The organism is Treponema sp. OMZ 305 (assembly GCF_024181325.1).
Lineage (GTDB): Bacteria > Spirochaetota > Spirochaetia > Treponematales > Treponemataceae > Treponema.
On sequence record NZ_CP051300.1, the window covers coordinates 1858217 to 1871403 of the forward strand.

8 protein-coding genes are annotated in these 13187 nt (G+C 45.3%); 6 read left to right on the plus strand and 2 right to left on the minus strand.

What is annotated here, in order from left to right:
* Positions 1-166 precede the first annotated feature (166 nt).
* Positions 167-718 carry a hypothetical protein gene (locus ABK01_RS08145; RefSeq protein WP_212566557.1) on the plus strand — a complete coding sequence of 184 codons (552 nt, stop codon included), beginning with the start codon at positions 167-169 and terminating at the stop codon, positions 716-718.
* Between the two features lie 108 nt (positions 719-826).
* Here the strand turns inward: ABK01_RS08145 and ygfK are convergent, their stop codons facing one another.
* A complete protein-coding gene (ygfK, locus tag ABK01_RS08150) occupies positions 827-3856 on the minus strand; it encodes a putative selenate reductase subunit YgfK (RefSeq protein WP_253675276.1) in 3030 nt (1009 codons plus the stop codon).
* A gap of 163 nt (positions 3857-4019) precedes the next feature.
* Complete coding sequence (ssnA, locus tag ABK01_RS08155) at positions 4020-5345, minus strand: putative aminohydrolase SsnA (RefSeq protein ID WP_212564638.1); 1326 nt, start codon at positions 5343-5345, stop codon at positions 4020-4022.
* Positions 5346-6080: 735 nt separating this feature from the next.
* Between ssnA and ABK01_RS08160 the strand changes: the two genes are divergently transcribed.
* From ABK01_RS08160 to ABK01_RS08180, 5 genes are all read left to right on the plus strand, one after another.
* Positions 6081-8165 carry a methyl-accepting chemotaxis protein gene (locus tag ABK01_RS08160; protein ID WP_253675277.1) on the plus strand — a complete coding sequence of 695 codons (2085 nt, stop codon included), beginning with the start codon at positions 6081-6083 and terminating at the stop codon, positions 8163-8165.
* A gap of 653 nt (positions 8166-8818) precedes the next feature.
* Positions 8819-9532, plus strand: coding sequence for a WD40 repeat domain-containing protein (locus ABK01_RS08165; RefSeq protein ID WP_253675278.1), 714 nt, complete (start codon positions 8819-8821; stop codon positions 9530-9532).
* Positions 9533-9690: 158 nt separating this feature from the next.
* Positions 9691-10524: a spore coat CotO family protein gene (locus tag ABK01_RS08170; protein WP_253675279.1), complete on the plus strand. Its 834-nt coding sequence runs from the start codon at positions 9691-9693 to the stop codon at positions 10522-10524.
* The gene (locus tag ABK01_RS08175; RefSeq protein ID WP_212564635.1) at positions 10521-10964 is read left to right on the plus strand and encodes a hypothetical protein; all 444 of its coding nucleotides are present in this window, start codon (positions 10521-10523) and stop codon (positions 10962-10964) included. Before ABK01_RS08170 ends, ABK01_RS08175 begins: the two co-directional genes overlap by 4 nt.
* A gap of 138 nt (positions 10965-11102) precedes the next feature.
* Positions 11103-13130, plus strand: coding sequence for a hypothetical protein (locus ABK01_RS08180; RefSeq protein ID WP_253675280.1), 2028 nt, complete (start codon positions 11103-11105; stop codon positions 13128-13130).
* The last annotated feature ends 57 nt before the right edge of the window (positions 13131-13187 follow it).

The following is a 13187-nucleotide window of genomic DNA, read 5'->3' on the forward strand; positions in this document are numbered from 1 at the left end:
AGAATACGGTGGTAAAGGCAATGCTTATTCTTGACCTTGTTCTTACCCTCGTGGTACACTTTTTTCAATCAGGAAACAACTAAAAGGAGATCTATGTATGAAAAAACTGAAGCTAAAGAGTTTATTAGTATTCCGTTATGCAACACCGGTAGTGACAGCTCTTGTCATGTTGTTTACGTTGCACGGCTGTTTTTTGTTTGACGGAATGATCGTACCGTCAGAACCGGTTCCTGAAAGATCTCTTTCCGTAGGTGATAGAGTGGGCAACAAAACGATCGTGTGGGAAAATACAGGTAGAGGATCGTGGCGATTTCTTGCAATGGGAACCCCTTCCGAGCCGATGCCGTGGGATTTGAACAGCTCACGTCATATAAGCACAAAGAACATAGGCTCAAATATGGGAGACGGAAAAGAAAACAGCATTTTCTTAAAACGCGAATTTGAATCGAACGATTCTAAACTGCATACTGCAAAAAATTCTGCAGTTATATACTGTATTGAGCGGGGTGGTTGGCTCCCCTCACGAGATGAGGCTGAAAAAATAGCTCAATTTACCAGCAAAGATTTTTGGACATCTCACTGTGAGGCAAGTAGCAAGGCCTTTTATTATAGCCCCCTTCAGAAAGGATTGCAATCAAAATGGCGGAACGATCGCGAGCAGGTTGTTGCGATCCCTGTATATTACCTTGATGCACAGGGGAATATAACGGAACCGTAAACAAAGGCAACCGCATCTTTCGATACGGTTGCCTTTTAATTTTTTTCACCTCGTTATCAGCTGTGCTGATGAGGTATTTCTAAAAACCAATCAGTTTTTTAAAATACTCTACAGTAAATACGCGTACTGCGTCTTTACCGCATTGATAATCTGCAAGAGTTCTTTGGGAAGAGCGGTTTCCGTTGCAAGCGTGATGTCGCGGACTTCTCCGGAGAGCCGCACTCTGCATCGGCTGTGCGCATCATCAAGATAGAGGAAGCCTTCATTTGTGCTGTCAAGGAAATCTTTTTCCGAGTGGAACAGCGTGAATTTATCTTTGTACGGGGCGCTCTCGTAGGGGCAGAATGTCGCGCAGTTGCCGCACTCGTTACACATACCGTCCACGTGAATAATCTGCTTCATACGCATACCGGGTACCGTGAGCGCAAGGTTCGCACGGTTCGGGCACACATCGACGCAAGATTCGCAAACAGTCGAGCATTCCAAACAGCGGACACTTTCTTTTGCAACGCCGTCGGAGGCGGCAAGGTTCATCGGCATTAAAATTGCCCGCTTTGAATACGCCGATGCGGTAACGGGGTTGTAGTTCAGCGATGTAAACTGAGCCGTCCACGCCTGCGCCTTTACCGAGTCGATAATCGCCTTTGCCGCTTTGGTTGCATTGGCAATAGCTTGTACAACCGTGGCAGGCCCTGCGGCGCAATCCCCGATGACATATACATTTTTCACATTCGTTTCAAACGTAGCGGGATTGTATTGCGCTCTTCCTTTTCCGTCCAGCGCAATGCCGGATTCCGCAAAGAGATCGGTGTCGATTTTTTCACCGATAGATGCGATTACGGTGTCGGCGGGGATGTCTACAAACTCGCCCGACGGTACCGGTTTTTGCCGACCGTCTGCGCCCCGTTCACCGAGCTTCATCTTTTCGCAGCGCAAAATTCCGTTTTCATATGAAACAGGCGCAAGCAGTTCTTTAAATTCAACCCCGTCTTCCAAGGCGAGTTCCAATTCTTCCGCATCGGCAGGCATAAACTGCTTGGTTCTGCGGTATACGATAAAGGAATGTTCAACACCCTTCGTGCGCTTTGCAACACGGGCTGCATCCATCGCGGTGTTTCCCGCACCGAGGATCACGACGTTTTTCCCCAGCTTGAGCGTTTCGGGCGCTTGCTTCGCCTGCTCAAGGAATTCGATAACATTTGCCGCCGCGCCTTTTTCTAACAGTAGCGCACTCTGTTTCCACGCACCGATGGCAAACACAACATGGGTAAAGCCCTGTTTTTTCAGTGCTTCAACGGAACGCTGCTCACTGTTATATATGAAGGAAGCGCCGAAGGAGGAGGCCAGTTCAACATCCTGCCCGATCGACGCGGCAGGGATTCTGAACTCAGGGATGACATACTGCACGATACCGCCGGCGCGCGCTTTCTTTTCAAACACGGTAACGTCCGCTCCGTCGCGAGTTAAGAAATAGGCGGCTGCAAGACCGGCCGGGCCGGCTCCGATAATGGCAACCTTCGCTCCGTTTTTCTGCGCCGGTTTTTGCGCCTTTATGTTTTGTTTCAAAGTTTCGATCGCATGGCGCGCCGCTTCGAGTTTAACGGCACGGATATGCACATGATCTTCATAGAAATTGCGCGTACAGCCGGTCATACAGCGATGATTACAGATCGTACCGGTGATAAACGGCAGCGGGTTTTTATCGGTGATAACACGGAGCGCTTCTTCGTATTTTTGCTCGCCGGTCAGCCTGATATAGGCGGGGATATCCTGATTGATGGGACAGCCGGAAATACAGGGAGCGGCAAAGCAGTCGGCAAGCGGCACCTTTGCAGGAATCTTGAGGAACGCTTCGGGCTTGACCGATTTGCGATGGCGCGGGTTTTCAACGACGGCATTTGAAAGACGGCGCAGTTTTTCCACGTTAATGGAGAAATCCTTGTTAAACGGCTTGGCTGTCAACTCGCCGACCAGCTGCTGACAACGCGCATATCCGCCCGGCTTCAAAATCGTTGTTGCAATCGTAATGGGGCAAATTCCCGTTTCGTAAATATCGGCAATATTAAAATAATCCGCACCGCCCGAATAGGAAATACGGAGTTTTCCGTTAAAGACTTCCGAGAGCTTCAGCGCAACGGCGATGGACAGCGGGAACAGCGACCGCCCCGACATATACATTTCCTGTCCGGGCAGCTCCCCGCGGGCAATGTCTACGGGGAAGGTGTTGGTAATCTTAACCCCGAACATCAGTCCGCGCTTATCAGACTCCTGCAGCAAACGCTCAAGCATGGGTACCGCATCGCTGAACTGTAAGTCATCTTTAAAGTGATGATCGTCAAACTGAACGTACTCATAGCCCATCTTGTTCATACGGTCGCGGGCAAACTCGTAGCCGAGCAGCGTGGGGTTACACTTGATATAGGTATGGAGATGTTTTTCCGTGATGAGGTACATCGCGATGCGTTCGATTTCGGCAGGCGGACAGCCGTGCAAGGTGGAAAGCGTAATCGAGGTACACACCTGCGTCGGCAAGCTGCGGAGAAATGCTTCCGACACGGATGGGAACAAATCGGTATGGCTTAAAAGGTAGTCGGTACATTCCTTCCACACCGGCGTATTCGAGGCGTTTCGCATTCCTTCGATAAAGGCGTCAACTTTCGGGGTCTTAATCCCTTCAAGATCGTAGCCGACGCTCATGTTAAAGATAAAACCGTCGGGGCTGCCGAGACCGTATTCCTGCGAAATCACTTTAAGCGCAAACCAGGCCTTTACGTATTCGTCAAAAGCCTGCGGTACGCGCAGCTCGGTTGACCATTCGACATTGTAACATTCGTCCGCCGCATTGATACACGGCTTCGCAACCGGCAGGTCTTCTCCGTCTAACTTTTGCACAGTCTTTAGCTCGAAGAACCGGCAGCCCGCAGCATACGCAGCAACGATATTTTGCGCCAACTGTGTGTGTGGCCCCGCAGCCGGCCCGAGCGGATTTTCAAACCGCTGCCCGAATAGCTCCAGATAGCGTTTGGAATCGGCGCGGTACAGTTTTTTAACACCGAAAATCGTCCCCTCGGTTTGATACTCCGTTTTAATCCATTCCATCAAATTCTTGAATGGTATCGGGTTCATTCTATCACTCATACCCTATTTTCTCCCTTGTATCATCATAAATTCGATACAAATGCAGTGTGAATAACTGCTCCGTTTGTATAAACAATCCCGATATTCCTCAGATGCATACTCTTGTGAATACCGGCATTTTTAATTATGAATTGATAATTCATAATTAAAAATTATCATAGGTTTACAACCTCTTCCACAGGGCAGCGCTGACTTCCCGCGCTTTGGCAAAGACGGCTTCTTCGTCGGCGACGGTAACAACGCGATCCTTCATCAGCACCTTGCCTGCCGCGATAGTGGTTACCACGCTGCGGCCGTTCATACCGAACAGAATGTGGCCGTTCGCGTTACCGGCATGGAGAGGTGTCAGCGGGTTATAGTCGGTAACGATTACGTCCGCATTCGCTCCCGCTTTCAAGACGCCGAGTTCGCCATCAAAGTACCGCGCGGCAATCTTTACATTATTGGTAAACAGCATTTCGGGGATTTCCGTCCATGCGGCGGTGGCATCGCAGGTGTTGTGCTTGTGCAGAATATTTGCAACCTTGTACGATTCGAGCATATCGCTCGTATATCCGTCCGTACCGAGTCCGATCAAAATGCCGCGTTTAAAGATTTCCAACACCGGCGGACAGCCGACTGCATTACCCATATTCGATTCGGGGTTATGTATAACCATCGTATCGGTTTCTTTCAGTAAATCCATTTCCAAGGGATTGATGTGGATACAGTGTACGGCAAAGGTATGTTTACCGAGGATATCAAAATCGTAGAGGCGCTGCACAATCCGCTTTCCGTGTTTTTGTACCGAATCGAATACATCGGACATACCTTCCGCAACATGGATGTGGTACCCTGCTCCCGCCGGAAGCTGAGAAGCGCAGTATTCGAGTGTTTTATCGGACAGCGTGAATGCGGCATGGAGTCCCATCATCGCTGCTTGCTTGGGATTTTTCTTTTTTTGACAGGCGCGGATAAAGTCGGCATTTTCGGCAACCGCTTTTTTCATCTCAGCCTCGCCGTTCCGGTCTGAAACTTCATAACAAAGGTTCACCCGTAAACCGAGTTCTTCGGCGACATCCGCGAGGGTAAAAAGGCTCCCCGTGGTTTCGCCGTAGCTTGCGTGATGGTCAAAAACCGTCGTTACGCCGTTTTTAATACAGTCAATCAGCGTTGTATACGCGCTGTATTTCGTATCCTCTAAAAGAAGGTTATTATCAAGATGCCACCACAGCCCTTCCAAAATATCCAAGAAATTCTTCGGATTGTAATTTTTTAACGCAACGCCGCGGGCAAAAGCGCTATAGATGTGATGATGCGTGTTAATAAAGGCAGGTATGATGCACCGCTTTTTTGCATCGATATATTCCGCTGCGGGGTACTTTGCCCGCAATTCGGCATCGGCGCCGACTTCTTTGATTGAACTTCCCTCAATGCAAACACAGCCGTTTTCGATAAAAGGCTTGTTCGGATCGCGGGTGATAAGCATACCGTTTCCAACTAATAACATAGAATGATCCCTCCACTTTTTATGTTCGGGTAAACGCATCAGATTTATGTTTTTTCATCCCCGCAGAATAAGTGAGTTCGTCCAACCAGAACTGCCAAGGATAGCATCGCTAAAAAATGTACATCCTTGTACATTTTTTAGCTTCGAGTTTTCCTGATGAAAAACTCGATACTGTTTGGAACCACTGACTTCCTGTCAGTACAGCGATGTTTTGTGCACGCACAAAACTCGCTGTCAATTCGCCCAAGGATGGGCGGGGGATAAGTCAGAAACAAGTTTTGTTCCAAAACTTGTCCTCAACCGATGTACATGGACGTACATCGGTTGAGAGGTACACGGATGTACAACAGTTGAAGATGGTTCAAATGGTCTCACTGCCTCAGTTATTCTGCGAATTTTGATATTAGCTATCTAATGCGTTTACCCTTCTTCCAGAATAAACTGCGCGAAATCTTCTTTTTTTTAAATTTCGCGCAGTTTAAGGAAGGCAACCGCTTGAAATAGTTCCGCTACGGTTGCCATGGATACGCAACACAAAGATATTTGCACTATACTTTAGTATCCCATAGAATTGGATAAAACGCAAGGAAAAACTAAAAATATTTTGGAGAGTCTAAATTTTTTTATGATTAATTATGTTTGTTTTTTAGTTTATAGGCAAATAGGTTCAGGATAAGTGCCGCGGAAATATTGCTCTTGACAATTATCTCCCCTATAGAGATAATAATATCTAATATGAAAAACAGTTATTCGTCTCTTTCCATAAGAGCACAATTATTAATTATGTTGACCATTCCCTTTGCAATCATTGTGTTTTTGCTGTCGTTGGTATGGTTTGTCCAAGCAAAACGGATAATCACCGTAAATGCACAGGAAACGCTTGTCGCGGAGAAAAATTACTACTTATCGCTTCTTAATACGTTCGTAACGGAGCGGGCAAGGATATTGGAAACAACCGCCCGTGAAGTTGAGCGGCATCTCGACGATCCTCAGGCGATGTATGACGTAGCCTCTAATATCGACAAAAATTTTCATGAAATTTTATTCGATATATACGCAGGGCTTGAAAACGGTGTATATATCGACTCATCCGACTGGCAGCCGCCCGCGGATTTTATTCCCAAAAAACGGCCATGGTATACGGTTGCGATACGAAATAACAAAACCTCATTTACCGATGTTTATATGGACAGTGTGCGGAATATTCCGATGATCACGATGAGTACGCCGCTTGTTCGAAAAGGTGTTACGGTCGGTGTTCTTGCGACGAATATTAAGATTGATAAACTGCAATCGCTGCTGATGGAGCATGATAGCGGCGGAAAAAGTACCGTATTCATTGTTGATCAAACGGGGCATTTTGTCGTACATCCCGACTATTCGTTTAATGACACAGTCGATAGTATCACCGATAAAAGGTATAAGGCCTTTCTTGGCGATATGCAAAACGATACCGATAAGCTCCTCAGAATTAACGTAGGCAAGGAGTATTATCTTTCTATTCCGCACTATGATTCTCTGACAGGTTGGATATTCTGTATCGCCGTATCGGAACAAAGTATTTTCGCTGATATATATACCATGCGGCTTAAAGCATTTTTGTTCGGTACGGTTGTCTTTTTGATATGTGCAATCGCTGTTTTTATTTCGCTTTCGTATGTTGCTTCTATGTTTAGACAGATAAATAAGGCTCTGGAAAATATAGCGGAAGGTGAAGGTGATTTAACCGTCAGTTTGTCTGTCCATACCTCGAAAGAATTCAGCGCTATGTCGTCGTATTTTAACCGGACGATAGAAAAGATAAGAACTTCCATCAGTACGGTAAAAGCGAATACGGATAGTATGAGACAGGTCGGTAGCGAGCTTGCCGGTAACGTAACCCAAACGGCAAGTGCAATTCATGAAATCAATGCAAATATCGTCGGCGTTAAACAGCAATCGTTAACACAAAGTGTAAGTGTTACCGAAACCGCTACAACCGTTGAAGAAATCGTTAAAACAATCAAACAGCTCAATGGTAGTATTGAAGCGCAAGCAGGAAGCGTTGCTCAATCTACCGCTTCGATAGAACAGATGGTCGCAAATATTGCTTCTATCACACAGATATTAAATAAAACTTCCGATTCCATCAAAGACCTTGTAACAGCTACGAACGCCGGTAAAGAAACCATTGTAACATCGAACGGCGTAACGCAAAAACTTGCCGAAGAATCAGGTTCGTTAATGGAAGCGTCCAGCGTTATTCAACATATTGCCTCACAAACGAATTTACTTGCAATGAATGCGGCTATTGAGGCAGCCCATGCAGGAGAGGCGGGGAAAGGCTTTGCCGTCGTTGCCGATGAAATCAGAAAACTTGCTGAAGAATCTTCCGTTCAGGGAAAAACGATAACGGCAACGCTTAAAATGTTAAGCGGTGAAATTGAAACGCTTTCGGATTCTTCTAAAACGGTTGAGGGCAAGTTTAATGCTATTTTCAATTTGGCGGATCAGGTAAAGGACATGAGTAATCGGCTTACCGAAGCAATGCGCGAACAGGAAAAGGGCAGCAAAGAAGTGCTGACTGCTATCAAAAATATCAATATGGTTACAATGGAAGTACAGGCCGGTTCCGAAGAAATGCTCAAAGGCGGAGAAAGCGTTACGCGAGAAATGCACAAACTCGACAACTTAACGCATATTATCACAAATAGTATGAACGAGATGGCTTCCGGTACCGAACAAATCAATAATGCCGTTCATGAAGTGGATGAAATCAGCCAGAAAAATAAGAAAAGTATTGAGATGTTGGCGGAAGAAGTTTCCAAATTCAAAGTTTAAAACCAAGTAGGGGATATCAGGGGCATTACCCATTATTTTTTCTCTTGCATTATCTCATTTTTAGCCCTATAATTATAAATATGCCGAGCCGACACACCGCATATCCACAGTCAAAACCGCCTCTCACCAAAGCACAAAATATACTCTCCGTAAGCCTTTTGCAAATAGACGGTATAGATGCTAGGAGCGCACAAAAAACACCCGCAGGCACGGTAAACAATATACGTCCTTGTACATTGTTTACCTACACGTTTGCAATGCAAACGTGCTACTGCATAGAACCACCGCCGTCCGTGGCGGTTCTGATACGTCGAGGACTGTTTGCAGTAGCGGCATGGACGCCGCTTGTATTAACCAGTAGTGAGTTTCGTCTGTATGCGAAACTCACAGTCAAAACTATACAAGGATGTATAGTTTTGGCGATGCGACAACGCAGATATGCTGCATATTTGCAAAAGGGGCTTGACACGCCTATAACCAACAGCAAAATTTCACAGCTCACAGCTCACAGCTCACAGCTCACAGCTCACAGCTCACAGCTCACAGCTCACAGCTCACAGCTCACAGCTCACAGCTCACAGCTCACAGCGTAAATTATATTATATAAAGTTTTTGTTATTCCGCGCGGCACGTTTTCATTGCCGATGTTGTCTATGAAATGCGCCGCTTTACGTTTCCACTTTGTATTTTTCTGCTGTCTTTTTTTCTGCTACACGGCATTACCGGCGCAGATCGTTACGCTGCAGCAGCCTGTTACTTCACTTTCTGTAAATACCGATGACACTATTTTAGCTGTATCTGATGCCGCTTCGATTTCAACATATAACACATCCGGCTATACGCTGATATCCAGCATGCACGATGCAGATATTAACCGGAATCTTTTTTACCAAGAACAAAACGGTGAGCTTTTAATCGCCATGACCCATGCAGGAAAATTTATGCTGTACCGCCCATCCTCCGGCGATAAGAAAGTATACGGCAAAACCGAAGAATATATGCTAACCGACTACGGGGATGGAAAAACGATCAGCTGCAATGCTTTCAGCAAAAATACGAATTACAGTGCAGCTGCGTTTACGGACTTTTCAATTCAAATTCATTTTAAATTACGTTTTATACAAGATATGATTACGAGGACGGTAGAAGGGCATCAATCGGAAATATACGGACTCGAATTCAGCAATGATGAAAAATACCTTGCTTCTATTGATAAAGACGGAACAGCCTATATATGGAATTGTTCCAATTACAAGCAAGCAGCGCGTATCGATAATACGATAATATATATACAAAATCGGAGATACCGGTTTATTTTACGGCTGACAGTTTATCCGTTATCAGTCCGGAAGATAGCACATCTTTAAGAATTTCCGACTTACAGGGACAAAAGGTTACGAGCATCAATACCGGTAAAACAATCCGAGCCCTTCTCCCGTTATCCGAGTCCGATACCGTTGCTGTTTTAAATGATAAAAATGAAATCGTTATCTATAGTATTCGGTTGCAAAAGTCTGTCGGACTTATGCGGCTGCCTGAAACGGAAACATCCGATATCACCGCCTTCGATTTTTGCCATACCGAAAACGCGGCATTTGTAGGCTGTGCAAGCGGTGCGGTATACAAACTGAAACTTGAAGAACAACAAAAATCGGGGGATAAAACACAGGGAAGTGAGTCGCATAGCGCCGCTTCCGGTGATCCTAAGGCGCCGGAAGTACCGCAAAACCAAGACGGTCAAGCGGTTCAAGAAAAGCCTGCACAGAAGTCACAGCCTGCAGCAGAAGAAGAGCCGGAAACGAACAAACCGTTTAAACCTTCGCTTAAAAATGAGAAAAGTCATTTCCTTACTATTTCTACATTTATGGGTTTTTTACAGCCGGAAAAGACAAATTTTCGGTTCCTTTTTGGGGCTGATGTTGCATATCGAAATACGCACTTTACCGCACCGGTGTATGTCGGCGTAGGGCTACGTGCTCAGATGGCGCTTCCTAAACGGCCTTTCCCCGTTCAGTATGAAGATTTTAACGGTAAAAGGATTGCGTCTCCGTTTTTATGGATGGGGGAGTTATATATTCCTGTCGGAATAGAAGTAGTGTTAGACCGCCGCGGCTATGCCGTTTTGTTTGAAGAAATTGCGCTTATGGCACGGTTAAGTGCGCTTGCCCGCCCGAAAGTTACCGCTTCCAAACCGTTTTTTTCATACGGGGGAAGATTGACAACCGGTATCAGTGTAAAATTTTTTACGTTTGCTGTGGCGTTAAATTATGATTCACTTTGGAAGTTGTTTCCGGAAATCAGTATAGGCGGCAGAATCGATTTTAAAAGCGGTTCTAAGACCAAAGGAGCCGATCTATGATGCAACGGTCTATTTCTCTTGCAGCAGTACTCGGTATTGTTCTCTTTGTTCTGTCTTGTAAAACACCTCAGGATGTGCTCAACGATTACAACAAACATTTTGAAAAAACACCTGCCGTCACGCAAGATATTCTTGACGCCGGTAATGCCCGCCTGATGCTGCAAGAACTCTATAAAGTTGATATTGAGCATACGCTCGTACTGACTGCACCCCTCGGCTGCGAAAGCTATACATGGAGTATTACCGATGTCGGCAAGCAAACGTCACATATAACACAGTCGGGCATACGTCTGAATGTGTATATTCCGGACACTAAATTGCATGCAGCAGTGCTCAAAACAGACGGTCAAAGCCGTATATATGATGTAACACTGACGGTAATGTATAAAGGAAAGGTCTATTCCGATACCGCCGTTTTAGTTTTGTATGCAGCAGACTGAAAGGCAGTCTGATTATGTAAATCTAAGGAAAACCTCTAAAAGCTGAGGTTTTTAGAGATTCCTATATAAGGAAAGAACATCTCGCAAAATAGCATTGTGCTGAGATGTCCTATTTTCAATCTTGATAAGGAGGTTTGTATGAGATTGAAAAACAGATATGTAGCTGTACTGGCAGTTTTAACATTGTTCATTGTTGGATGTTCGCATAATTTAGTCGGACGGATGTCGGGAGACGGCAACGCTGAAAGCACTGTAACTTTTTCCGTTACGGATATACCGCCGAATTATGCTAAAATGATTCAGCAAGCACAAAATCCTGCTTCCCGCAGTATTTATCCGCATAATCCCTACACTCTTGGCACATCGGGGCTTACGTTTATTCTTACCGGAACATCAAATGCAGGAGATTCTTTATCCGAAACCATTACACTTACCGGTAGCGGTCCCTACACCTTTACCAAGCCGCTTGGCGCATACGTATGGGATTTAACTCTGACTACGTATAAAGGCCCTGCCACCGATAACATAAAAGTATTAGTAGGACACTGCACAATAGATTTGACAACAACTAACGGAACAGCAACTTTTAAGATGTCGACCAAAGGTCTTACAACACCGGGAACAGTAAAAATAAGCGGGACGGTAAAAGATCCTGATTCTCTTTGTACCTATTATGAGATGGGAATTTACAATGCATATTCGGGAAAATTGATTACTGAATATACCCCGGTAGGAGCGTCAACCCCCACTACTGTTGATACTGTAAAAACAGAATCGAGTATTACCCACGGCGGTACTCCGGTTACCTTTACTTTCACGTATGAGAAAACCCCTGCGGTAACGCTGAATGCCGGCGTTTATGACTATCGTATGGTTTTCTATAAGGGCACACCCGGCAATTATACCGTTATCGGTTCATGGAGCGATGTGCTTATTGTAAATCCGGGGCATGATCTTGTGGAAGATGTTGGAGAAATTGATCCACTCAATAAAAAACCGGAACCGCCAAGTAATTTACGGGCATATCTTGTAAACAACAGCGAAGATACGGAAGGGCGATATTTTTATACAAAGCTTACCTGGGATCCCGGTAGATATGAAACCAATTATGAGCTTCAAATAACCCCCTATAGTTATAGTGGAACTCTACCTCCTCTTAATGCAGGAACTCCCGTAATTTACGGATTCAGCTCAACGTATACAACACCGCCGGCAGCCCCCGGCTTTCAGGAGTTTGTAACATCCGACATATACCATGAAGGAAACCTCATATACGGCAGTAAGGAATGTACGCTTAAACTTGAACTCGGTAAAGTATATGATGTGGAAATACGCGCACACAACTATCTGGGAGAAGCTCCTGCGACAACATGGGTAGCAAGAGGAACAAGCGGCGGTACAACTCCTCCGAATTGTGTTTTATTTGACGGAACGATGGGTCCGCATATCAGCAGATATCGCATTACCTATAATCTGAACGGAGGGGAACTTATTCTTAACGGTCAGCCGACCAATAAACCTATACAGGGTACATATTCAGAGTATCATTCCTATACGGGAACTGCGGTATCGTTAATGACGATTGATTCGACTCCTTCTCCTCTTCCCGCTACCGCAACAGGTAATTATCTTACAAGAGGAGCGGTAGCATTCACCGGATGGGGCAAAATTCCAAGTGCTCCGCCGTATACACCTACACCGCTTACAACGTATAACGGATACGAGAATATAATTGCTACAGCATCATACGGACACTCGTTTAACGGCACCGTGGATCTCGAAACATTGACAGAGATGGATGCAGGGAATATCGTCTTTGAATATGGGGATAGCAATTTGACTCCATTGACTCCTGTAACCCCTGATTCAAGCTTGAATGTTTCGATTCCCAAAAAGACGGGAACTCCGCTGCAAAATACATGGGTCAAAATTTCGTTTACAACGCCTGCCATTCCTGCAACGGAAGAATATAGCAATATGCAGTGCACGCTGTACCTTGGAAATGGAATGTATATCAACAAATTTGATATTCTCAGCGCTGCCGATGGTAAGTCTTGTGTTTTTTCGACACAGGAGTATATTCCGCAAAAAATTACCTTGCAGATAAAGGCAACTAACAAGGCTCATCAAATTGTTGGAAAAACATTCTATATCAACTTGTACTAATCTAAAACTTTCCTGAAAAAGTTAACGGGGAACTGTCGAATACGGCGGTTCCCCTTT